This window comes from Kibdelosporangium philippinense (assembly GCF_021390435.2).
GTDB classification, from domain to species: domain Bacteria; phylum Actinomycetota; class Actinomycetes; order Mycobacteriales; family Pseudonocardiaceae; genus Kibdelosporangium; species Kibdelosporangium philippinense.
Window position 1 is genome coordinate 2,532,268 of the sequence record NZ_JAJVCN010000001.1, and the last position, 23,101, is coordinate 2,555,368.

The 23,101-nt window shown below is 65.8% G+C and carries 17 protein-coding genes and 1 pseudogene; 8 read left to right on the forward strand and 10 right to left on the reverse strand.

Annotated elements, in window-relative coordinates:
• Positions 1-11 precede the first annotated feature (11 nt).
• The 3 genes from LWC34_RS11630 to LWC34_RS11640 all read right to left on the reverse strand — a co-directional run bounded on the left by LWC34_RS11630 (position 12) and on the right by LWC34_RS11640 (position 2,463).
• On the reverse strand, positions 12-935 hold the full coding sequence (locus tag LWC34_RS11630; RefSeq protein ID WP_233725063.1) for a trypsin-like serine peptidase: 924 nt from the start codon (positions 933-935) through the stop codon (positions 12-14).
• A gap of 346 nt (positions 936-1,281) precedes the next feature.
• Positions 1,282-1,956, reverse strand: coding sequence for a FadR/GntR family transcriptional regulator (locus tag LWC34_RS11635; protein ID WP_233725064.1), 675 nt, complete (start codon positions 1,954-1,956; stop codon positions 1,282-1,284).
• 81 nt (positions 1,957-2,037) lie between these two features.
• Positions 2,038-2,463 carry a hypothetical protein gene (locus tag LWC34_RS11640; RefSeq protein ID WP_233725065.1) on the reverse strand — a complete coding sequence of 142 codons (426 nt, stop codon included), beginning with the start codon at positions 2,461-2,463 and terminating at the stop codon, positions 2,038-2,040.
• A gap of 77 nt (positions 2,464-2,540) precedes the next feature.
• Here LWC34_RS11640 and LWC34_RS11645 point away from each other — a divergent pair, with 77 nt between their 5' ends.
• Positions 2,541-3,509 carry an LLM class flavin-dependent oxidoreductase gene (locus LWC34_RS11645; protein WP_233725066.1) on the forward strand — a complete coding sequence of 323 codons (969 nt, stop codon included), beginning with the start codon at positions 2,541-2,543 and terminating at the stop codon, positions 3,507-3,509.
• Positions 3,510-3,586: 77 nt separating this feature from the next.
• Positions 3,587-4,234, forward strand: a complete 648-nt coding sequence (locus LWC34_RS11650; protein ID WP_233725067.1) for a TetR/AcrR family transcriptional regulator — start codon at positions 3,587-3,589, stop codon at positions 4,232-4,234.
• On the opposite strand, the pseudogene LWC34_RS11655 reads toward LWC34_RS11650, so the two are convergent.
• Positions 4,209-5,847, reverse strand: a pseudogene (locus LWC34_RS11655) (ABC1 kinase family protein). The gene LWC34_RS11650 and the pseudogene LWC34_RS11655 sit on opposite strands and share 26 nt — an antisense overlap.
• A 559-nt stretch (positions 5,848-6,406) precedes the next feature.
• Here LWC34_RS11655 and LWC34_RS11660 point away from each other — a divergent pair.
• Both LWC34_RS11660 and LWC34_RS11665 read left to right on the forward strand, forming a co-directional pair.
• Positions 6,407-7,648 (forward strand): sensor histidine kinase, encoded by a 1,242-nt coding sequence (locus LWC34_RS11660; protein WP_233725068.1) that lies wholly within the window; start codon positions 6,407-6,409, stop codon positions 7,646-7,648.
• Positions 7,645-8,298: a response regulator transcription factor gene (locus LWC34_RS11665; protein ID WP_233725069.1), complete on the forward strand. Its 654-nt coding sequence runs from the start codon at positions 7,645-7,647 to the stop codon at positions 8,296-8,298. The genes LWC34_RS11660 and LWC34_RS11665 overlap by 4 nt, the downstream gene beginning before the upstream one ends.
• On the opposite strand, the gene LWC34_RS11670 is transcribed toward LWC34_RS11665, so the two are convergent.
• The 3 genes from LWC34_RS11670 to LWC34_RS11680 all read right to left on the reverse strand — a co-directional run bounded on the left by LWC34_RS11670 (position 8,295) and on the right by LWC34_RS11680 (position 12,718).
• Positions 8,295-9,734, reverse strand: a complete 1,440-nt coding sequence (locus tag LWC34_RS11670; protein WP_233725070.1) for an aminotransferase-like domain-containing protein — start codon at positions 9,732-9,734, stop codon at positions 8,295-8,297. The genes LWC34_RS11665 and LWC34_RS11670 overlap by 4 nt on opposite strands.
• Positions 9,735-9,907: 173 nt before the next feature.
• Entirely contained in the window at positions 9,908-11,590 is a 1,683-nt protein-coding gene (locus LWC34_RS11675) for an EAL domain-containing protein (protein WP_233725071.1), read from the reverse strand.
• 33 nt (positions 11,591-11,623) lie between these two features.
• Entirely contained in the window at positions 11,624-12,718 is a 1,095-nt protein-coding gene (locus tag LWC34_RS11680; RefSeq protein ID WP_233725072.1) for a lycopene cyclase family protein, read from the reverse strand.
• A 63-nt stretch (positions 12,719-12,781) separates the two neighbouring features.
• Here LWC34_RS11680 and LWC34_RS11685 point away from each other — a divergent pair, with 63 nt between their 5' ends.
• Positions 12,782-14,329: a deoxyguanosinetriphosphate triphosphohydrolase family protein gene (locus LWC34_RS11685; RefSeq protein WP_233725073.1), complete on the forward strand. Its 1,548-nt coding sequence runs from the start codon at positions 12,782-12,784 to the stop codon at positions 14,327-14,329.
• On the opposite strand, the gene LWC34_RS11690 is transcribed toward LWC34_RS11685, so the two are convergent.
• Complete coding sequence (locus LWC34_RS11690) at positions 14,299-15,288, reverse strand: SMP-30/gluconolactonase/LRE family protein (RefSeq protein WP_233725074.1); 990 nt, start codon at positions 15,286-15,288, stop codon at positions 14,299-14,301. The genes LWC34_RS11685 and LWC34_RS11690 overlap by 31 nt on opposite strands.
• A gap of 254 nt (positions 15,289-15,542) precedes the next feature.
• Here LWC34_RS11690 and LWC34_RS11695 point away from each other — a divergent pair, with 254 nt between their 5' ends.
• On the forward strand, positions 15,543-18,299 hold the full coding sequence (locus tag LWC34_RS11695; protein WP_372496465.1) for a S8 family serine peptidase: 2,757 nt from the start codon (positions 15,543-15,545) through the stop codon (positions 18,297-18,299).
• 44 nt (positions 18,300-18,343) lie between these two features.
• On the opposite strand, the gene LWC34_RS11700 is transcribed toward LWC34_RS11695, so the two are convergent.
• On the reverse strand, positions 18,344-19,558 hold the full coding sequence (locus LWC34_RS11700; protein WP_233725075.1) for a low temperature requirement protein A: 1,215 nt from the start codon (positions 19,556-19,558) through the stop codon (positions 18,344-18,346).
• Between the two features lie 171 nt (positions 19,559-19,729).
• Here LWC34_RS11700 and LWC34_RS11705 point away from each other — a divergent pair, with 171 nt between their 5' ends.
• Complete coding sequence (locus LWC34_RS11705; RefSeq protein ID WP_233725076.1) at positions 19,730-21,358, forward strand: ABC-F family ATP-binding cassette domain-containing protein; 1,629 nt, start codon at positions 19,730-19,732, stop codon at positions 21,356-21,358.
• Between the two features lie 172 nt (positions 21,359-21,530).
• Positions 21,531-21,740, forward strand: coding sequence for a helix-turn-helix domain-containing protein (locus LWC34_RS11710; protein ID WP_033391619.1), 210 nt, complete (start codon positions 21,531-21,533; stop codon positions 21,738-21,740).
• A 35-nt stretch (positions 21,741-21,775) separates the two neighbouring features.
• Here the strand turns inward: LWC34_RS11710 and LWC34_RS11715 are convergent, their stop codons facing one another.
• On the reverse strand, positions 21,776-23,032 hold the full coding sequence (locus LWC34_RS11715) for a hypothetical protein (RefSeq protein ID WP_233725077.1): 1,257 nt from the start codon (positions 23,030-23,032) through the stop codon (positions 21,776-21,778).
• Positions 23,033-23,101: the final 69 nt, after the last annotated feature.

Here is a 23,101-nt window from a genome sequence, read left to right on the forward strand (position 1 = left end):
AGGGCTTTTACCTAACTGGCCTGGACAGAGTTGTAGAGGTTCTGGGCGTCGGCGCCGAAGTAAGGGCCGAACATCCAGTTGGGGAAGAAGTTGTACTTGAAGCTGTTCACCGAGTTGAGTGTGCCGGTTCCGGTCGCCTCGCTGAACGACAGGAACCACGGACCGCCACTCGAACCGCCGGTCTGGTTACAGGTCATCCCGATTCCCCGTGACAGCAGGAAATCGTTGAACACCCGGCCACTGCAGTAGATCAGCTTCGACCCGTCGTACGGCGCCGCGGCCGAATAGCCGAACGCGTACATGTTCTGGCCCCGCGCCTGGTTGAACGCGATACCTTGGGCCCCAACAACATCCGACAGGCTCTGACCGTTGAGCGGGTTCACGACGGCCGCGCCGATGTCGAAGTTAATGTCCTCGCTGGCCACCCATTGCGGGGTGGCGTGCGTGCTCTTCGCGGTCCACGTGCCGTAGGGCGCGTTTCCGTTGTTGTACGCGGGAACGAACACCCAGTTGGTGTGGAACACGCCTTCCAGCTTCACGCAGTGCCCAGCCGTGATCACCGTGCTCTTGTTGGCACTGGTCACCGAGTTGCCGCTGCACGAGGCCGTCCGGCCCTGGTAAGTGAAGAACACGCGGCCCGCGGTTTGCACGACCGCGCCGCCGCCGGTCCACGCCGCGCCACCGTTCGGAATGGACTGTGGGATGAGAGTGGGTAAGCCACTCGCCACGTTCTTCACAGCACTGCGGGTGATGGAAATCAGATCCAGTGGCTTCGCGGAACGCATCCGTTCAGGCGTCCAGAACGCCGTTACGGCCCTCGCTGCGTCCGTTGTCGTTGCCGCTAGATGTGTAGTCGCGCTCTTCGCCTGTGCGGCGGGTGTGACGAACGCGGCCACTGCCAATCCGGTCACGGCTAAGACGAGTACTCGTTTCATGCCGGCTCTTTTCCGGGTGAGGAGCAGGGGTACTCGAAAGTAACTCGCGATTCACCCGGAGACCAGCCTGGAACGGTTCAGCTCCTGACCGGAGGCTGACGGTTCGACTCCTGGCAGGAGGCTCAGACCCCGCACGTGCCTTCCGGACGAGGCCCCCGCACGCCTTCCGAGGAACAGGTGCGGGACGCCCTGAACGCCTGACCCGTAGGGGAGGTCCGCGAGTGCCTTCCGGACCAGGCTCCGCGCGTGCCTTCCAAACTCGGCAACGAACGGCGCCGCCAGCCAGTTCCAGCGCTCCCCCAATGGTGTCATCAGGTCCCGCGCGTACACGGAGAGTGGGAGGCCGTTAGCCCAGGTCCCGTAGCCACTGCTCCACGCCAGCCACATGCACCGTCGCCCACGAGCGTGCCAGCTCCGGCTGGCGTGCCTCAAGCGCGGTCACGATCGCGCGATGTTCGGCGACCGTCCGGTCGACCGCGCCACCTTGCGAGATGCCGCGCCAGATCCGGACCCGGACCGTGGGGCCTGCCAGCGTGTCCATCAGCTGGGCCAGGTAGTTGTTGCCTGCCGCGGCCACGATCCGGCGGTGGAACTGCAGGTCGTACTCCACCAGTTCCTCGACCGATCCGGCTTGCTCGGTGGCGTCACAGAGCTTGCGCAGTTCCTCGATGTCCTCTTCGCTGACCGACAACGCCGCAGTCGCGGTGGCCGCTGGTTCGAGAATCCTGCGGACTTCGAGCATCTCCAGCACCGACTCTTCGCTGCGGTGCAGATCCAGCACGAACGACAGCGCGCCGAGCAGCTCGCCCGCCCGCAGGCTGGACACGTACGTGCCGTCGCCCTGGCGTACGTCGAGCACCCGGACCAGGGACAATGCCCGCACGGCTTCGCGCAGGGAGTTACGCGACAGCCCGAGGCGGTCGGCAAGGTCGGCTTCCCGCGGCAGCCGGTCGCCCGGCTTCAGCTCGCCTGACATGATCATTTCCCGGACCCGCAGGATCGCGTCGTCGGTTACCGCCACGCCTTACCCCTCGTATAGACATCGGATGTCTTGCCGTCCAGTATGCGCTATGCCGGAGAAATCCGCGCACAAGCACACCGGTCAGTCTCCGGAAGCACCCCAGAAAACGACCTCGTGCGGCTGGCCGTCCTCGTAGAGCACCGCGTACCGGCCGTGCCAGCGCTCCACGTGGTACGAATCGGTCTTGCGGTATCGCATGAAGTCGGCGTGGTCCGGCGTGTCGGTGCCGAATTCCTCGCGAACCTCCTGCGGTGACATGGCCGTGATCACGCCGACCTCCACTGATTCGCCGATCGCGTGCATGTCCAGGATGGAGTGGGTGCCGACTTCCCAGAACTCTTCGTCCTCTTTGAGCTCGGCCAGCTCAGCCAGCGTTTCGAAATCCCCGACATCGTGCACGTCTTCGAGGTAGTCGCGTTCGGTCAGCACTCGCTGCTGTGTCTCGGTGAACGCACGAGACACATCCGGCTGATATGGCGCGAAGTTGTACCACTCCGATGCCCCCACGACCGCTCCTTCACTCGGTAGGGAGCAGACCTTACTGGCCCTTATCGACACCCTCGCATCGGCCGGACACTTGGTCCATGAGATTCGGTGTTTTTCTCCTTGCCGGTCGTTTTCCCGGGCAATCCGATCGCGACGCGCTGCGGCGCGCCTCGGACGCCGTCGTATGGGCGGAGCAGGCGGGCTTCGACGACGTGTGGATCGCCGAGCACCACTTCATGTCCTACGGGGTCTGTCCATCGGCGATCACGTTCGCGGCGCATGCGCTGGGGCGCACCGAAAGGATCACGGTCGGCACGGCAGTCACCGTACTGTCCACAACCCACCCGGTGATGCTGGCCGAGCAGGTGACCATGCTCGACCAGATGTCCGGCGGGCGACTGCACCTCGGGGTTGGGCGTGGCGGGCCGTGGCGTGATCTCGAGGTCTTCGGCACCGGCCTCGACCGGTGGGAGAACGGCTTCGCCGAAAGCCTCGACTTGCTGATCGACTGCCTGACCGAATCGCAGGTCAAAAGCACCGGCCGGTTCGAGTTCCGCGAGGTGCCGATGGTTCCGAAACCCGTACAGCGGCCCAGGCTGACGGTCGCATGCACCTCGCCAGGGACCATCGAGGTTGCCGCGGCGCGCGACTTGCCGATGTTGCTGGGCATGGATCTGGATGACAGTGGGAAAGCCACCATGATCGAGCTTTATCGGCAAGCCGGTGGCGAGTCGACCGAGCACATCGGAGCGGTGCTTGCCCACGTCGCCGACACTCGCGAACAAGCCGCCGACGAGCTCAGAACACTGATGCCGCAATGGCTTGAGCCGGGGCTGAAGGGTTACGTCGCAGTGGACGACCGGCCGCGTAAACCCCATGATCCGCACAAGTACACCGAGCACCTGGTCGGGATCAGTCCGATCGGTACAGCCGCGGAGTGTCTAGCTGCCTTGCGGGGCAACACTTCTGGTGTCGAGCACTACATCCTGATGGTGGACGGGTGCGGCGACCCTCAGCGTACCCGTCGCACAATTGAGCGGATCGGCCACTTGACCAGGGGCGTCTGAGCCAATCTTGGCGTCTCTCTGCCGAGCGCAGGTTGGAACCGGAGCGTTTTGTTCCGCATGTGGCTAAGGTCAGGTTCATGTCCAGGCATGCTGAGGCCGAACGCAATGACCACGCCCTGCTCAAGGCGGCACGAGAAGTTCTCGCCGCCGACGGGGTGCATGCCTCCGTCGCGGCGATCGCGGCGCGAGCGGGAGTCGGCATCGGCAGCCTGTACCGCCGCTACCGGTCAAAGGACGAACTGTTCCAGCGCCTGATCGAGATCGCGCTCGACCAGTGGAGCGAACTGTCCTCGCAGGCTCTGGCCTGCGAGGACCCGTGGGACGGGCTCGTGCACTACGTCACCAGCTCGGCCGGGATGGGCACGCTGGCGCCGCTTGCCGGGATGGTCACCATCACCGACACGATGGTCAAGCAGCACGCCCGCTCCAACGAGGCCTTCGACCAGCTGATCGCCAACGCGCACGAAGCGGGCGTGCTGCGCGCCGATGTCACCGCGATCGACGTGCTGCTGATCATCGAACAGCTCGGCAAGTGTCCACTGATCGAACAGCTCCAGCAGCAAGGCCGGGAAGATCTGATCGAGGCGGCACGCAACGCGGAGCAGCGCGTTGTCGCGATCGCGCTGGCTGGGCTGCGCCCGAGTGATCAACCGCTGCCCGGCGAGCCGCCGAGCATGGACCTGTTCGCGCAACGCTGGGCTAGCGTTGATTTAGGAAAATCATGAACAACAGCCGCAGTCCAATCAGGATACTGACCACCAGCAGGTTGTAGCCCATCACTTGGTACAGCGTGACATCCTCGATCAAGCGCGGACCGCCGGTCGTCCCGAGCAGCAGCACCGACATGATTCCCGTTGTCGCGCCGATGAAAGCCAGCAGTCCTTGATGGACGATGTTGTTGACCAGCTGGCGGTCGCGTTCGTCGGCGAACAGCCGGACGTTGACCGACAGCCTGCCTTCCTCAAGCGCGCCACCGATCCGGTCGATCCGGCGGGGGAGCCTGCGTAGCACCGGCAGCAGGGTCAGCAGTTCCTCGGTCGCTGTTTTCCTCAGTGAGGCCGGATCCATCTTCTCACTGAGCCGAACTCCTGCGTATGCACGGGATTCGACGACGATGTTGAACCCTGGCGCCAGCCCGGCGAGGGTTCCCTCCATTGTGGCCAGTGCGCGGAAGACCGCCGCGATCTCCGGCGGGACGCTCAGGCCGTACGTTGTGACCAGGCGGAACAGGTCGCTGAACATCTCGACGTCCGGTGCCGTGCCGCCGGCGAAGTGCCGTGCGATGAACTGACCAAGCGCTCGTTCGAGTTTGATCTCGTCGATGTCGTCCGGCCGGTAGATGATCTCAAGGAGCCCGTCGCGCAGGGCCGCGGGGTCAGCGCGATCGATGGCTAGCAGGAGGTTCTGCAGTCCGGTCCGCAGCGATCCGTCGAGCCTGCCGACCGATCCGAAGTCCAGCAGGCCGAGCGTGCCGTCTTCAAGCAGCATCACGTTGCCGGGGTGCGGGTCGGCGTGGAAGACGCCGTTGCGCATTACTTGGCGTAGCAAGCAGTGCAGCAGCGACCGGGCGAGATCGGTCCGGTCGAGCCCGCGCGCGTCGATCTCCGCGCCTGCCGATCCGAGGGGCGTACCGACGAGCCGGTCCATGATGAGCACGCGTGGTGGCTCGATGGACTTTGGGTACGCGGACCGTCGTATCGGCCGCGACGGCTTGGATGTTCTTGGCTTCGACCCGGAAGTCCAGTTCTTCCAACAGGTTCTTGGCGAACCCGTCGGCAAGGGCGAGTACACCGAGGCGCTCGGCCCACTTCGTGCGTTCTTCGAGGGTCCTGGCCAGGCGGTACATGATGTCCAGGTCGCGCTCGACGATTGCCTGGATGCCTGGCCTTTGCACCTTCACGACCGCGTCCGTGCCGTCGATCAGCTTCGCCCGGTAGACCTGCGCGACGGACGCGCTGGCCAGGGGAGTCGTGTCGATCTCGGCGAAGACCTCGTCCGTAGGGCATAGTTCGTCGGTCAGTACCTTGTCGATTTCTTCGCGGGGTGCGGGGGAAACCTGGTCTTGCAGCCTGCTCAGCTCGTGGATGAATTCGGGCGGGAGCAGGTCCGCGCGCGTCGACAGGACTTGGCCGAGTTTGACGAACGTGACCCCGGCTTCCTCAAGGGCTTGGCGGAGCCTCCTGGCCAGTTGGGCTCGCTTGATCGGATCGCTGGTCCTCAGCTTGCCGCGAAATGCCGGGCCGAAGCCGTGCTTGAGGGCCACCCGGGTGATCTTCGAGTAGCGCCGGGCCCGACTGATCCGGCCGGGGATGGACCTGAGCCCGCCGACGAACCACATCCCCGTCCCGCTCGGTTTCGTCACTTCGAACACGAACAGGATCGCGACCGCGACCAGCAGCGTCCCGCCGAAGATCGGGATGATGAACAGCAGCGCGATCTGCTCTTTGCCCGGGCCGACCACGGGTGTCTGCTGGCCGATCAGCCCCGCGACACTCCACGCCACCGCGGCCGCGATCAATGCACGGATGATGCCGACCCGGACCCCGAGCACCTTCCTCGCCCCGCCACCAAGATCCACGCCACCAGCCCGAACCCGATCGCCCCGACAATGCCGAGCAGCACATACCCCATAACCGGAACCCAACCAGACGAACGCCGTGTCCACCGTTCCCGCACACCGTGTCCACCGTTGCTGAAGAGCGTGTCCACCGTTCCGACACACCGTGTCCACCGTTGCTGAAGAGCGTGTCCACCGTTCCGACACACCGTGTCGACCATTCCCGCATGGCGTGTTGACCGCTCCGGCATGCCGTGTCCACCCGGAATTCCCGCTCAGGTCTCGCACCTTCCCTCCGGGGAGTGAGCCTCCGCCCTTCCCGGCATGTGAAGATCGAGCTGTGGCGGGAGTGTTCAGTGCTGTGTTCGGGCCGGTCGGCCGGAAGCTGACGTATCGGCGCTGGACCTACCTTGTGCTCGGCGCGACCCTGATCGTCCCCTTCACCCTGGCGGCTTTCGTCGCCGTACCCCCTGTCCTGCGCCTGCTTCTCCCGATCGACACGGCCGAACAACCTCTGGTCGTCGTGGTCACGATGACCGTCGCGATCCTGGCCTGGGCGGCTGGGACGTCATTCATCCCGGCCGTGCGGGTGGTCGAGGGCACGGCGGCACGTGAGCTGCTGGGCGCCGGGGTGCCGGTGCAGGCGTCGATGCGGGCGAACAACCTGGAAGCACGCTGGAAGACGTGCCAGTGGTTCCTGATCCACATCATCATCGGCACCGCGATCGGCGGGTTCACGCTCTACGTCCCCATCGCGCTGCTTCAGTCATTCGTAGCGCCTTTCACCGGTGAATGGCTGCTGATCGGCAACGCGCACCTGCGCGTGCCCACAGGGTGGCAGTCGGCGTGGATCCCAGTGGCCGCGATCGTCAGCACGATTGTCCTCGTGCACGTGGTGAACATGGCCGGAGTGGGCCTGACCCGGCTTTCGCAGGTGCTGCTCGGCCCGACACCCGCGGACCACCTCGCGCAACTCAAGCACCGCGCCGAGCAACTGGCCGAAAGAAACCGGCTGGCCAGGGAACTACATGACTCCGTCGGGCACGCCCTGAGCGTCGTGACCATCCAAGCCACCGCCGCGGGCCGAGTGCTGGAGAACGACCCGCAGTTCGCCAAGCGGGCCCTGTCGGCGATCGAGGAGGCAGCACGTGACGCGCTCGCCGACCTCGACCACGTCCTCGGCCTGCTCAGGGAGGACGCGCCGGGCACGCATCCGCAGCACACCCTGGCGGACCTCGACGACCTTCTCGGGACCATGCGGCTGGCCGGGGTCACGGTCGACACCGAAATCACCGGGGACCTGCCTGGCCTACCGTTCGTGGTGTCCACCGAGGCCTACCGGATCGTGCAGGAATGCCTGACGAACGCGTTGAAGCACGCGGGCAAGGTCACGGTCACCTTGATGGTCAAGGCAAATCATGACGCGCTCGAAGTCGAGGTGGCCAATCCGATGACCGGCCAGCCACGACACGGCGGTCGCGGCATCGCGGGCATGCGGGAACGGGCAACCGTCCTTCGTGGACAGATCGAGGCTGGGCCGGACAACGGTTTCTGGCGGGTGAAGGCGAGGATTCCGCTATGACTGTCAACGTTCTCCTTGTCGACGACGAGGAGCTGATCAGGGCTGGCCTTCGGGTGATCATCGACGCCGAGCCCGACCTCGCCGTGGTCGGTGAGGCCGAGGACGGCGCCGATGTGCTGCCGTTGGTCACGAGGTTGGCGCCGGATGTCGTGCTGATGGACGTCCGGATGCCCGCTGTCGATGGGATTCAGGCCACACGGCACATCATCGATCGGGTGCCGGACGCGCCGAAGATCATCGTCGTGACGACGTTCGAGAACGACGACTACGTCTACGACGCGCTTCGCGCTGGGGCCAACGGGTTTCTGCTCAAGCGGGCGAGGCCTGCTGAGATCGTGCGGGCGATCCGGGTTGTCGTCGCGGGGGATTCTTTGCTGTTCCCGGAAAAGATCCGCTTGCTCGCCGGGCAACGGGGTGTGGGACCCGATCGGTCAGGCCTGCGGGAGGCAGGCCTGACCGATCGGGAGGCAGAGGTGCTCCGGCTGATGGCAACCGGTCTGTCCAATGTGGAAATATCCGAGCAGTTGTTCGTCAGTGTGCAGACGGTGAAAACGCACGTGGGCAACGTCCTGGCCAAGTTGCACGCCAGGGACCGCACCCAGGCCGTGATCACCGCCTACGAATCCGGCTTCGTCACACCTGCCAGCTAACGCCTTGCTTCCGCCCATGCCCGGGTCAGGCGGTTCACCAGTTCCGTCAGCACGTCATCCGGGAACGCGAACGGGAACCGGATGAAATTGTCATGCGCACCGGACGGATCCGTTGCCGCGCCTGGCACAACCTCGACTCCGTGCCGTAGCGCGACTTGCGCGAAAATCCGGGCGTCGGTGTTCGGCAGCTCGATCCACAACGCGGATCCGCCATCCGGTGTACGCCAACGCCATTCGGGCAGGTTCTGGGTCAGCAGCTCACGGACCCGGCCGAGCCGGTCCCGTAGCTCGCCGATCCGTGCGCCTGCCAGCTCCGGCAGTTGCGGCAGCAGCCGCGCGGCCAGCGCCTGGTCAAGGATCGGGCTGCCGAGATCCGCGAGCGCCTTGTGCCGTGCAAGACGTTCCGCTGTCTCAACCGATGCCCGTACCCAGCCGATTCGCAGGCCTGCCCAGACCGACTTGGCGAGCGAGCCGATCGTGAGCACTTCCGCGTTGGTGCCTGCGAAAGCGCCGATCGGCGGCGGAGCGCCATCTGCGGCGCCGACGGTGTACGCGTGGTCCTCGACGACCGGCACGGCGTACCGCGCGGCCAGTTCCACGATCCGACGGCGGCGGCTCGTGGACATGAGCACGCCGGTCGGGTTGTGGTACGTCGGCATGACATACAACAGGTCCGGCTGGTGCTCGGCCATCACGCGGCCAAGCTGATCGGCCTTGATGCCCTCGTTGTCCAGTTCCACCCCGACCAAGCGGACCCCGGTCGCGCGGAACACGTCGAGACAGCCAGGCCAGCTCGGCGTTTCCACGACCGCGGTCCAGCCGCGCCGCAGGTACATCTGGGTGATCAACCCGATCGCCTGCTGCGCGCCGGTCGTGATCACGACTTGCTTGGGTTCGGTGGGCATCCCGGTCGCTGTCAGGTGTCCGGCGACCGCCGAACGCAGCTCGGGTAGGCCAGCTGGGTGATACCCCGATCCGTTGAGCAGCGCGGGCAAATCCGCGTGCACCAGATCGAGCAACGCCCCGCGCAAGTGCGCCGCGCCCGGGTCGTACGCCCTGGCCAGCGAGATGATCTCGCCTGCCGCTTCGTTGGTGCGATTGATGATCGGTGTCGCCCGGCCGAACACCCGCCCTTCCACACTCGGCCGGAAACCCGGCGGACGGACGACCCGCGTCCCACTGCCTCGTCTGCTGTCGACAAGGCCGATCGAGCGCAGTTCGTCGTACGCCGACACCACGGTCGCGCGGCTCACGGCAAGAGCTCGCGCCAGATCACGCTCGGACGGTAACCGCTCACCGGCATGCAGATCACCTGCGTGGATGGCCTTGCGTACAGCCTCAGCCAACCGCCGGTACAGCGGAGCCCGCCCGGCTGACGTGCTCGTCCAGTCGCCGAGAACCTCGACGAGATCGGAGCCGTCGGTCAAACGGTCCATTGCTCCCCCTGAATGGCCCGCGATCCAGGCCAAAACTCCCTCTACTCGTGCCAACCTTTTCCACACTGATCGGTTTTCTGGTGGGTTCGTTAGCACCTGACGAGAAGAGTTCTCGTGAGTGGTTAGCCGGGTTAGAACACGGCTAACCACTCACGAGGGGTGACCTGGGGGTTTCAGGCGACGGGCTGCTGGGCCTGCCCGCGCGCGGCCCGGCCACGCAGCACGTCGACCCGGTCGGTTCCGGGGCGGCCGAGCACCCAGCTGGAGCCCGCGACGGCCTTCGCCTGCTTCTTGAGCGGCGCCAGCAACGCGGACACCTCGCGGTAGGAGGAAACACTGTTCACGCCACAGATCAGCGAAGCCAGCGAGACCGTGACCGGCATACCCTCGGCGGACCATTCGTTGTCCAGCAGCATCCCGGCGAGCGACGAGATCTCGTCGAGGTCCGTGACCAGCAGGAAGTCGTCCCCGCCGACGTGACCGACCAGGACGTTCGGCATGCTCGCCGACGCCTCGGTGATGGTCCGGCCGAACGTCCGGATCAGGTCGTCGCCCGCGGCGAAACCCAGTGAGTCGTTGACGGTCTTGAACGCGTCCACGTCCAGCCAGGCGATGACGAACATCTGGCCGTTGGAGATCCGCCGGTCGACCTCGCGGGCCACGGCGTCCGTGCCAGGCAGCCTGGTCAGGGGGTTGAGCGCGGCGGCCTGCTCGACCTTCATGTCCGCGACGCCACGGATCACCTCGGTCGCCCGGACCACGCCGACACACCGGCCGCCTTCATCGGTGACCACCACGTCGTCACCGGTGCGTTCCCAGTCGGTGTCGCCGACGAGTTCGAGCAACTCCATGCCGGTCGCCTCGCGGTCGATCACCAATGGCTTGTCCGCGTGCCGCGCGGCCGCGCGTTTGGCGTGCAGCGCGTGCCCATACGGCCCGGCGACGATCAGCAGGAACCGGCTGCGGTCGATCGACCACTGCGGGCGCCACGACTCGTCGACCAACACGAGGCCGTTGACGTCCGGACGCTCGGCGAGCGTGGCACGTACTTCCTCGGCGGTCGCGGTGACCGGCAGCATCAACGCGGGGTGCATGTAGTCGGTGACCTTCGGCGGCTTCACGGCCGTGACGCGTCGTTCCGCGGCCTCGGCTAGCGCCTGCGTACGCTTCGGGTCGTCGATCGACGCGGCGAGGTACTCGCCCTGCGCGGCGCGTACGCCGAGCCGGCTCAACGTGACGAGCTGGTTGTCGTTGGTCACGTTCACCGCCGCGACCCTGGCGTCGGTACGGGACGCGAGGCGCACGACCGAATCGAGCATCGCGGCGGCGACCGGGTCCTCGGGGTTCACCAGGATCTTGGAGTGGATCTTGAACATGTCCGGTGCGGCCTCGGCCAGCAGCGCCAGCGGCGCGTCGCCGTCGCCGATGCCGTCAAGTGCGATCCGGAACCCCTCGGCGCGCAGCTTGGCGATGCCCGCGAGCAGGTCGACCCGGCGGGCCTGGCAGAAGGGTGGTCCGATCTCCAGTACGACGTCTCGGCTGTGGCGGCCTGCGTGCCGCAGCACGGGCAGCAGATAGTGCAGCAGGTCGTCGGTGCGCGCCGCCGTCGAAGCCAGGATGTTCACGTGCAGCGGGATCGCCGGATCCTGCTCCTCGGCGGCCAGCAGGGCATGCCCGGCCAGCGCGATGTCGGTCTGGGTCAGCTGCCCGGCCCGGCTTGCCGCCTTGAACAGGCCATGGATGTTGCCGCTTGCTGGTAGGGGCAGCGCCTCCAGGGCGATCACTCGGCCAGTACGCGTACTGAGCAACGGCTGGAACGCGAAGCTCACGTCTTGAGTCGCGGACACGGGTCTCATACTGCCGAATGAGTTCACGTTTCGGCGATTTCGTCACCCATTGTTCATGTGGCGGGCGCGGACAATCACCGATTTGGCGCATACCAGACGCACCCGGCCGGAAGCGCGGCGAAAGATTCGGAGCATCGCGGCTACCGTCGCGCCCGGATCGTCCCGTCCGGACAGATATCCACGTTGTGCGTCGGGTGGTAGGTCAAAAAATAACTCGAAGAATCGCCGGGTCTCGGCTGCCGACAACGACAGCAATGTTTCCAGGCCGCAGTGTCTGAGGAAATGTACGAACCGGGCGCGCCACGGCCACACCGCTGGCCACGGGTCCTCACCAGCGGCGATCGCGGCCGCGATACGTGGCGCCAACCGGAATGCCTCACCGACGCTGTAACCGGCCGCCGGATGGACGAACCCGGCGGCGGCGCCGAACGGCAGTACCGGTTCGCGTTTCGGTTTCGGCACATCGAGTGGGAAACGCACACGCTCGACGTCCGGCGTGTCGATCTTTATCCCATAGGGTTCGAGGCGTTCTCTGAGGGCCTCGCGAAGGGTCCGGAAATCCATCGCCGGGCGCCGCGCCAAAGCGGTCTCTTCAAGCAGGACTTTGCCGTGGCCGAGTGGCATCGCGTAGAGGAACGTGTTGTGTGCGCCGCGCCAGTCCATGAAAATCGCCTCGCCCGGCGCGACAATCGGCGCGGCGACTTCCTCGGGCACGATCACGCCGTACGCGGTCTGTTCGGCCGTGCCACCGCGTGAACCCATTGCGTTGACAACGGTTTTGGCGGTGAACGTGCGACCGTCGGCCAGTTCGAGTCCCTTGTGGTCAGTTTTCACGACACGGCCGGTGATGACAGTGACGTTCTTGGTGAGCGCGGCCATCAGCCGGTCGTTGTTCAGAATCGCGTAACGACGCGCGATGACATGAGCTTTGTTGGTATAGGCCCGGATCACTTTCGGCTCAGCGGCGGTGACATCGGGTGGCAGCATCGCCAGCTCGTCACCCCACAGGCCGTAGGTGGCAGGCCAGGTCCGCAGTGGATTCGGTGCCACGATCGCGGTATCGAGCCCAAGCCGGGCACAGTGCGCGGCGAGCGCCCACCCCGACGGCCCGGCGCCCGCGATCATGACATCGGGCATATCCCGATTGGACCATGGCCGTGTTTCCCGCTTGGCCGGGGGATGTCCAAGTACTGTGCTGCCATGAGTGATCCGAGGGAGGAACGGCGTTCGCACGGAGCGCCCCCGGTGGCGTTCGACCTGGCAGCGAGCGAATTCCGGGTGGACAGGGACCGGATCGCGGGCTCACCCTTCTTCGCCCGGCTCGGCGGCGTGACCCAGGTGGTCAGTGCCAGCGGCTCGGGACTGTTGCACAACAGGCTGACCCACAGCGTGAAAGTCGCACAGGTGGCACGCGCGATCGCCGAACGCCTGGCCGCGGAGTACCCATCGCTGATCGACGCGCTCGGCGGCTGCGACGCCGACGTGGTGGAAGCGGCGGCGTTGGCCCACGACCTCGGGCACCCGCCGTTCGGACACCTGGGCGAGCAAGTGCTTGACCGGCTAGCGAGACATCGTTTCGCGCTGGCGGACGGGTTCGAAGGCAACGCGCAGTCCTTCCGGATCGTCACGACGACCGATGTCGGCGGCCCCTCGGCGGTCGGACTGGATCTGACCGCGGCGGTACGGGCGGCGATGCTGAAGTACCCGTGGACCCGCCTGCATCACCCGGAACCGCATCCCCGGTTCATGTCCGAGCCTCCTCGTGGCGCGTCCGAACCGTCCGACGCGCCGGGCACAGGGTCGGGGAAATTCTCCGCTTACGTGACCGAGCTGGACGACCTTGAGCAGGCAAGGGCGCCGTTCGAGGGCCGGTTGGCCGACTGGCAGCAGACCGTCGAGGCGTCCGTTATGGACACTGCCGACGACATCGCGTACGCGATCCACGACATCACGGACTTCCACCGGATCGGGGTGCTGCAGCACGCGCCCGTCTCGGCTGAGCTCGGCCAGTGGCAGTCGAATGCGGCGACCTTGGCGTGGCTGTCCGATGAGGAGGTACGGCGCCAGGAACGGATGCCCGGGCGGTCGTTGGAGTTGCTGCGCCGACGGATGCACGAGAAGGACTCGTGGATCGTCAGCGATGAAGCTTTCCATGCGGCAGTGGCCCGGGTTCGGTCCGAATTGGTCGATGAGTTGCTGTCCACTCCGTTCGACGGGTCGGTCGAGGCTGAACAAGCGGTAGCTCGGTTCTCCATGCGGTGGACGTCACGGCTGGTCGAGGAGATGTCCGTTGTGGACAATCCGTCGACCCGGTCAGGGCATGTGCTGCTTGGCGGGGAGCAGTGGCACGAGGTGCAGGTGCTGAAGTTCCTGCACCGGAAGTTCGTGCTTCTCCGGCCGGATCTGGCGCTGCACCAACGTGGCCAGGCCCGGCTGATCACGAACTTGGTCGAGGCGTTGGATCAGTGGCTCGGGGACCGGTTCGAGGCTGATCGACTGCCTCGGCGGTTGCACGATCTGGTCGAATTGGCCGTCACGGAGTATGAAGCCTTGGCACGTTCCGAGCCTGCCGTTTTGGTTGGCGCGACCGGGGAAGCGCCGCAGGGGCGGGACGCTGTGCACGCCTTGGCGCGGGGGCGGGCCGTGATCGACTTCGTGTCCTCGTTGACGGACAAGCAGGCGGTGTCGTTGATGGATGCCTTGTCCGGCCGGAGCGCTCAGCCTTGGTCTGATGCCTTCGTGCTGTAGTCCAACCTGCGCAGGCGGAACTCGTCTGACTTGGTGCCGCTCAACAACAAGTCCAACCGGCCCGTGAGTACATAGGTGCCACAACGACTGCGGGCCATGGTCGTCGGTGCCGGGTCAGGCCAGGCTTTTGTGGAGCTCACGGTCGCAGTACGCCAGCCGTCCTTGGAATTCAGCCTCAGCAGACGGTTGGCGCTGGTGTTGTCGATGCCGTCGAGGGTGTTGGCTCCGGTGAGCAGCAGTCCGTCGAGGGCGCCGATGGGCTCGTTCACCGTCACCTGGGCGAGGTTCGCCGGGTCACGCAAGGGAATCCGCCACAAGCTCCGTCCGGACGAATGCGCGACCAACAGGAAACCGCTGGGATGCCAGACGATTCCGTTCGCGCCATTGCCCGAACCGGCGGGCATCAACCGGTCGTCGTGAACCAAGATCGACGGCGAGCCATAGGTTGGCACCCGGTAAATAGCTCCACTCCGGGAATCGGTGACGTACGCGGTGCCATCGGGCGCCACAGCAACGTCGTTGCCGAAGTGCGCCCGCTGGGGATCGAGGGCTCCAAGGTCGACGTACCTGATCTGCCTGCCGGAGCGAAGATCGTAGAAGCCCAGACCGGCCGTCTTGTTGATGGTGTCAGGCGTGGAGCGGTCGCCTCTGCCGATGTCACCGTTCACCGCGAGCACCGTGCCACGGTCCACCGCGATGCCCATGGTCGTGATGAGCTTCGGGTCGTTGACGAGCGTGCGGGCCGATCCGTCCGGTTGGACCGTGGAAACCGTGCCGTGCGTGACCGATCCGACGAGGAACCTGTCGTTTCGGTGGTCGTAGGCAACGCCTTCGGGATGCAGAGTTGGCCCGTTGCCAAGAATGAAATCGGGGCACGGTCGAGCCGCGGACGCGGGCACCGGGATCGCGGCAACCGTGATGAGTGCGAGCACAACCGACCGCCACACGCGTCGTCTCATGTGAGCAACGTAGCGATGAGGCAAACCTTGGCCTACCGACGAAGGTTAGGTGCTTTCGTTCCGTGACCGTTTGTGGCAACGGAGTCACTCATACGGCTGCTGTTAGAAGAGTGTTGCGAGACATAACGTCTGCGGATCCGGGTCTGACTCGGTCCGTCCGCGTGTGTCGGGGCACGCGTTGGAATGCTGGGAGGGGACTAGTGCGTGCGCCCATTCGGCCGAATCGAAGATTCTTGGCCGCCTCACTGGGAGTTGTGCTTTCGCTGAGCATCGTCTCGCCTGCCGCCGCTTGGCCGGATCAGGCGGGCAAAGCCGCCGCCGACAACGCTGGCAAGCAGATTTCCGCCTTGCAGGACCTGAAACGCTCGCAAACCGCCGTCGAATCCAAGCTGGACACCTCACTCGTCATCGCCAAGCGTGGCACCGAAGCCGCTGGGCGCGGCATGCGGGCCGCGCTGCCCGCGCTGCAGACCGGGATCACGTCCGACCGGGTCACTGTGGACATCCGGGGCACGGCGTCCGCCGACCTTCTCGACCACCTGCGTAAGGTCGGCGCGGGCATCCGCACCGTTTCCGAGCGCTATCGCTCGGTCCGGGCCGAGGTTCCGATCAGTGCCATGGAGAGCATCGCGGCGCGCTCGGACGTCAAGTTCGTCGAGCCAGCCGTCGGCGCGATGACGGCACGTGAACTCTCCGGCAAACCCAAGCAGAAGCCAAGCAAGGACGAGAAGGCACGGCAGATCGCCGAACGCACTCGCCAAGCAATGGCGATCAAGGCTGAGCCCGCGGTCAGTGAGGGCGACCGCGCGCACAACGCCGACCGGGCGCGCCAGCAGTTCGGCGTCACGGGCGTCGGCGTGAAGATCTGCGCGCTGTCCGACGGCATCGACTCGCTGCAGGTGTCCCAAGCCGCTGGGGAACTGCCTGCTGTCGACGTGCTGCCCGGCGAGGCAGGCGACGGCGACGAGGGCACGGCGATGCTGGAGATCATCCACGATCTCGTGCCGAACGCACAGCTCGGCTTCGCCACCGCGTTCCGCTCCGACGCCAGTTTCGCCGACAACATCCGGAAACTCCGGTTCGAGGCCAAGTGCGACATCATCGTCGACGACGTCATCTACTTCAAGGAAACGGTCTTCCAGGACTGGATCATCGCCCAGGCCGTCAATGATGTCACCGCGGCCGGTGCGCTTTACTTCTCCAGCGCGGGCAACGAAGGCAACGTCGTCGACGGCACGGCCGCGCACTGGGAAGGCGACTTCGTCGACTCCGGCCAGTCGATCGGCAAGTGGGCAGGCACCGCGCACAACTTCGCTGGCAGCAACGGAGTTCAGATCTACCAGCCGATCTCCGACGCTTCGTCGGCCGCGGTCCCGGTCCTGCTGAACTGGTCCGACCCGATCGGCGCGTCGAACAACGACTATGACCTTTTCCTGTTGGACAGCAACGGAAACGTCATCACCGCGAGCCAGAACTACCAGACCGGTACGCAGGACGCCTACGAGCGCGTGAACACACCAGGCGCAGGCGGACGCGGCCTGAGGCTGGCCATCGTGAAGTTCCGCGGTGAGAACCGGTACCTCTCCCTCTCGGCATTGCGTAGCCGGTTCAAGGACACCGCCGGTGTGCTGACCGGATACAACACGCCCGGCGAGATCTTCGGTCACGCGGCCGCCAAGGACGCCTTCGCGGTCGCGGCGGCCCCTGCTGCCAAGCCGTTCGGGCGCCCACTTGAGCCCGGCGACCCGCCCAACCCGACCGGACCGTTCCCCGGCGCGTTCGAGCCGACCTCCAAGGTTGAACGGTTCACCTCCGACGGTCCACGGCGGATCATCTACAACGCCGACGGCACATCGATCACGCCAGGCAACGTCTCCGCGACCGGCGGCGAACTGCGCAATAAGCCTGACCTCACCGCGGCCGACGGCGTAACCACCACGGTGCCGGGCTTCGAGACCTTCTACGGCACCTCGGCCGCGGCCCCGCACGCGGCGGCCATCGCCGGGCTTGTGTTGTCCGGCAACCCGGGGATCACTCCTGCGGAGGTCCGGGAAGCGTTGACCACCACGAGCGTCGACATCGAGCAAGGCGGGTTCGACAACCGCTCAGGTCCAGGGATCCTGTTGGCTGACAGGGTTTTGGGTTACACGGGCGCCAGCCCGAGGCCGCTGGCCGAGCCGCAGACGCCGACCGTGCGTGCCAACGATGGTGGCAACTACATCGACCCGGGTGACACCGGGACCGTGACGTTGCCGGTGGCCAACCGTGGTGACGGTCTGGCGGCGTCGACCAGTGTCGTGCTGACCTCGCCGACCGCGGGTGTGACGATCACGCCGCGCTCGAGGTACTACGGCTCGATCGACAAGGGCCAGACCGCGGTCAACAACTTCACGTTGACCGTTCCGGCCAACCACCCGCTTGGCACCCCGGTTCTACTGGATGCCAGGGTGACCTTCTCCGGCGTGCACTCACCGACGACGGCCCGCTTCCCCGTGAAGATCGGCCAACCGTCCACTGTGGTGCATGACTTCGCGTACACCGGTGCGCCACTGGCGATTCCGGACAACGACCCGACCGGTGTCACCGCGCCGATCCAGGTCTCCGGCATCGGCCCGGCCAGCCGTGTCACGGTGTCCATCGACGGCACCGAGTGCACCGCCACCGAGGGCGCCACCACTGTCGGGCTCGACCACACCTACGTTGGCGACCTCGTCGGTACGTTGCGCTCGCCGACCGGAGCGACGGCAACGTTGTTCTCCGGCAACGGCTCTAGTGGCAACAACATGTGCAAGGTCGTCTTCGACGACACGGCGGCGAAGTCGTTCCGCGACGCGCTCGACATCAACGCGCCGTACTCCGGTAGCTGGCGGCCGATCCAGCAACTGGAGGGAATCATCGGCTCGGCCGACGGCACGTGGACGTTGCACGTCCGCGACGCCGCCGGACGGGACGTCGGCTCGCTGCGTGCGGTCTCACTGCACGTGTCGGGCTACGTGACCTCGGGTAGCTGAAAGAGCTCGTGAGTGGTTATCAGGGCTAGAACCCTGATAACCACTCACGAGGGTTCGGCGTGCCGAATCTCTTCGCGAAGGTCGTGGTACTTGAACCATTCGTAGATGATCAGGGCCAGTAGCAATGCCGTGAGCAGGCCGAGGCTGGCCAGCGCGGGTAGGTAGGACATCAACGGCGCCACGGCAAGCAGCACGACGCCGAGGATCACCCGCTGCACCTTGAAGTTACGCGTCGTGCGCCAGCCGACCGCCACATAGGCGAACATGAACAGCGCCACGCCGCCGTACATCGCCCACAGCGCAGGGCCGTACAGCGGATCCGTCAGGGTGTGGCCGTCCTCGCCACCCACGTAGTTGAGGACCTTCTTCAACCCCAGCGCCAGCATCACGATGCCGATCAGCAACGGCAGGTGCAGGTACGTGAAGGCGATCTGGCCCATCCGGACCCGCTCGTTGCCGCGCGCCTCGGCCAGTGCCTGCTCGGCGGCAAGCACATGGGTGTCGAAGTACGACCACCACAGCGCCGAAGCGATCGCCAGGCCGAGCATGGCCGCCAGGATGATGGGCCACGAAATGGCCAGATGCGTGACACCGACACCGATCGCGACGATCGACTCACCCAGCGCGATCATGATGATCAGCCCATAGCGCTCAGTGAAGTGCTTCGCGGAGGACAGCCGCCAGCCCTTCGTGCCGATCAGCATCGTGCCGCCGTAGTCGGCGACCACGGCTGCCGCCCAGACCGCGATCTGGGCCGCGCCGGTCAGCTGCGAGGCGACCGCCAGCAGCGTCGTTCCAGCGACCATGGACGGTACGAACCGGACGAGCTGTGCGCGTAGTTCGGCATCGTCGTTCGCGGCGATCCAGAACAGCCAGATGTGCACCACCCGCACCGCCAGGTAGCAGAACGCGAGCACCAGCGGGCCGTCGAGGCCACCGGAAATGTCCTGGAAGGCCTCAGGGATGGCCAGGGCGAGCAGGAACATCGCCGCCATCGCGGTGAGCATCGCCATGCGGGCGAGTCCCTCGTCCGCCTTGACCAAGTTGGACAGCCAGGAGTACCCGATCCACGACCACCAGATCACGCTGAGCAGCAGCGCGCCGCGCAGCAGCGCATCCCACTTCACGGGTGACTCCGCCATCAGGGCCGTGACCTGCGTCAACGCGAACACGAAGACCAGGTCGAAGAACAGTTCGAGGTTGGTGGCGCTCGCCCGCTCGCTGACACGCTCCATCCTGGAGCGCAACGGCTTGTTCATGGCCGGAATAGTGACACGAAGACCGCGGCCGCGGCCAAAGAAGTCCACTGTGGACCAACGTAAGTCGCTGGATCCGAGGGTCCATCGTGGGCCGGGAAAACCTTTAGCGCGGGTCTGTAAACTTGTCACGGTGGTCGCCACCGCGTGCCACTCGTCTATGGAGCCTGACTGGTGATCACTGCAATCGATCTCGAGCTGCGTGCTGGCTCGCGCATCCTGCTGTCGGAAACGACCCTTCGTGTCCAGCAGGGCGACCGAATCGGCCTTGTCGGCCGCAACGGCGCGGGCAAGACCACTTCGCTGCGTGTGCTGGCCGGTGAGGGCCAGCCGTACGGCGGCGCGGTGCGGCGCACCAGCGAAGTCGGCTACCTGCCACAGGACCCTCGCGAAGGTGATCTTTCGGTCACCGCGAAGGACCGCGTGCTCTCCGCGCGTGGCCTCGACCAGTTGCTGCGCGAGATGGAGAAGGCACAGTCGGCCATGGCCGAGCTGGTCGACGAGAAGGCGCGCGAAGCGGCCGTCGTGAAGTACGGCAGGCTCGAAGAGCGGTTCGCCGCCCTCGGCGGGTACGCGGCCGAAAGCGAGGCCGCGCGGATCTGCAGCAACCTCGGTCTGCCCGACCGGGTGCTCGCGCAGCCGCTGAGCACGCTGTCGGGTGGCCAGCGCCGCCGTGTCGAGCTGTCCAGGATCCTGTTCGCCGCATCCGATGCGGGCGCTGGCGGCAAGTCGAGCACGATCTTGCTGCTGGACGAGCCGACCAACCACCTGGACGCCGACTCGATCACCTGGCTGCGCAACTTCCTCAAATCGCACGACGGTGGCCTTGTGGTGATCAGCCACGATGTAGAACTTCTCGACGCCGTCGTGAACAAGGTCTGGTTCCTCGACGCCAACCGCGGCGAGCTCGATCTGTACAACATGGGCTGGAAGAAGTACCTCGAAGCCCGTGCCACGGACGAGAAACGCCGCCGCCGTGAGCGTGCCAACGCGGAGAAGAAGGCAGGCGCCTTGATGGCGCAGGCCGACAAGATGCGTGCCAAGGCCACGAAGGCAGTCGCCGCGCAGAACATGGCCAAGCGGGCGGAGAAGTTGCTCGCCGGTCTTGAGGACGAGCGGCAGGCCGACAAGGTCGCCAGGATCACGTTCCCCGATCCCGCGCCCTGCGGCCGGACGCCGCTGACCGCGGAGGATCTGAGCAAGAGCTACGGCTCGCTTGAGATCTTCACCGGTGTGGACCTCGCGATCGACCGTGGTTCCAAGGTGGTCGTGCTCGGCCTCAACGGCGCGGGCAAGACAACGTTGTTGCGGCTGCTCGGCGGGATGGAACCGGCCGACACCGGGACTGTCCTACCCGGACACGGGTTGCGCCTTGGCTACTACGCGCAGGAACACGAGACGCTCGATCACGAGGCCAGCGTGTGGCAGAACATCAGGCACGCCGCGCCGGACACGCCTGAACAGCAACTTCGTACGCTGCTGGGCACTTTCCTGTTCCGTGGCGAGCAGTTGGACCAGCCAGCCGGGACGTTGTCCGGCGGCGAGAAGACCCGGCTCGCGCTGGCCGGGCTGGTCTCCAGTGCGGCCAACGTGTTGCTGCTCGACGAACCGACCAACAACCTCGATCCGGCCAGCCGCGAACAGGTTCTGGACGCGCTGCGCCGTTACTCCGGCGCGGTCGTGCTCGTCACGCACGACCCCGGCGCGGTCGAGGCGCTGGAGCCCGAGCGCGTGATCCTCCTGCCGGACGGCACCGAGGACCATTGGTCGGCAGACTATCTTGAGTTGGTCCAGTTGGCCTGAATCCCGCACGGATGCGCCTCGATCATCGGTGATCCACTCGGATGGAGTAGTGCGAGTGGGCGACTTCATGATGATTTTTCCAACTCGCCTGGCGTTCCGCGCTTCCGTGTTCGATCATTGCGGGCGCAGGGGTCGTATGTGACCCTAGTTACTCGCTACGGAAGGCGGAGACGTGGCTGACCTCAAGAAAGGCGCGCGCATTACTGGCAGTACGCGCGACAAGCTGGCCGCTGATCTGAAGAAGAAGTACGAAAAGGGCGCGAGCATCCGCGCTTTGGCGGAGTCGACGGGCCGCTCGTACGGATTTGTGCACCGGGTTCTGTCGGAGTCCGGTGTGCAGCTGCGCGGTCGTGGTGGTGCTACGCGTACCAAGAAGAAGTAGCGACTGTCTGGTTGTTCTCCCAGCACACTCGTGTTTTACCTGGCCGGGATCGAATGCTGATCCCGTGGTTGTGCCGACCGGGACGCGGCCCGTTCGGCGACCGCGAACGTCATCGCGGCCGCCCACAGGACGAGTGGGTACACCAGGTAGCCCCAACGACTGGCTGGCACCATCAGGATCGCGGCGCCGAGGCCGATCGCGGCCTTGAGCATCGCGGCCGAGCCGGTCGCGGGTGGGTGTACGAACAGCCAGATGGTCAGCGCCAACGCGGTGAGCCCGAGCAGGACGAGTGCGACCACGTGTCCCACTTGGCCGGTGCTCGCGATCAAATGGCCAGGCAACGGGCTTGCCGCGGGTGAGGTGATCATGCCGGTCCCGGATGGGAACTTGATCACGTGTTCGACGAACGCTCCTGGGTGGACGATCAACACCGGGATGTTCAGCAGCGCGGTGACCCCGATGATCGCGGTGCCGAACCGGAGCAAAGACGTGCCGCCGGCCCTGGTGGTGACCACGTAGAAGAGGATCACCACCACGGCCGGCAGTGCGCTGAGCTTCATGCTCACCACCACTGCCAGAACGACGCCGCACCACACCGTTTTGCCACGCGCGGCCAGCGCGCCGGACAGGATGATCAGCCCGATGATCGCCAGGTCCGGCCCGGCGACGGCGAAGGTCAGCGCGGTGAGCGGGCTGACGATGGCCAGGTGTGCCGCTCTGACCGGCGGTTTCGGCCAGCCGAGCAGCTTGAGCGAGAGCGCGATGGTGGCGATCGTGGCCAGCGCGAACATGATCCGCGCGTCGGTGAGCGCGCCGCCGAGCAGCGCCCGTGGGATGCCGAAAATGGCCATCGCCGGGCCATAAGGCGTGTAGTCGTTGACTTCCGGCGGCCGCGGCAGGGCCGCGATGTCCACGTACGGCGTGCCCGTGTCGAACAGCAGCTGAGCTGATCGTTCGATCACCCAGACTTCCGGCTGCGCGGCCCAGGAAAACGGTGTGATCAGCCAGTCCGTACCGGTCAGCCTGCGGAAGATCAACATGATCAACGGCGCGACCATGCCGACACAGCCGACGACAGCGACCGGAACCCACCGGGAACGCAGCCAACCGCTTCCTGTGCTGGTCAACAGGTAGATCGCGTGGGCGGCACCGAACAGATAGGCCACCGAGGCGAAGTTGCCCCAGATCTTGTAGCCGTAGAACTCCGAACCGATGGCGGTCGGGATGGCGAATGCGGCGCAGCCAAGGTAGATGGCGACGTCCAGCTTGAGATCCCTGCCCCGATCGCCCACAGCGAAAACTCTACCGAGCGGGAAGTGACAGCCGTTCACGGGTGTTGGTGTGTGCGAAAGTGAGGTCGC

Bases quoted from the DNA above. Each gene is read 5' to 3' on its own strand.
- LWC34_RS11645 (WP_233725066.1), top strand. From the start codon at position 2,541: ATGAGATTCGGTGTTTTTCTCCTTGCCGGTCGTTTTCCCGGGCAATCC.
- LWC34_RS11680 (WP_233725072.1), bottom strand. From the start codon at position 12,718: ATGCCCGATGTCATGATCGCGGGCGCCGGGCCGTCGGGGTGGGCGCTC.
- LWC34_RS11690 (WP_233725074.1), bottom strand. From the start codon at position 15,288: ATGAGACGACGCGTGTGGCGGTCGGTTGTGCTCGCACTCATCACGGTT.
- LWC34_RS11675 (WP_233725071.1), bottom strand. From the start codon at position 11,590: ATGAGACCCGTGTCCGCGACTCAAGACGTGAGCTTCGCGTTCCAGCCG.
- LWC34_RS11665 (WP_233725069.1), top strand. From the start codon at position 7,645: ATGACTGTCAACGTTCTCCTTGTCGACGACGAGGAGCTGATCAGGGCT.
- LWC34_RS11700 (WP_233725075.1), bottom strand. From the start codon at position 19,558: ATGAACAAGCCGTTGCGCTCCAGGATGGAGCGTGTCAGCGAGCGGGCG.
- LWC34_RS11630 (WP_233725063.1), bottom strand. From the start codon at position 935: ATGAAACGAGTACTCGTCTTAGCCGTGACCGGATTGGCAGTGGCCGCG.
- LWC34_RS11650 (WP_233725067.1), top strand. From the start codon at position 3,587: ATGTCCAGGCATGCTGAGGCCGAACGCAATGACCACGCCCTGCTCAAG.
- LWC34_RS11685 (WP_233725073.1), top strand. From the start codon at position 12,782: ATGAGTGATCCGAGGGAGGAACGGCGTTCGCACGGAGCGCCCCCGGTG.
- LWC34_RS11670 (WP_233725070.1), bottom strand. From the start codon at position 9,734: ATGGACCGTTTGACCGACGGCTCCGATCTCGTCGAGGTTCTCGGCGAC.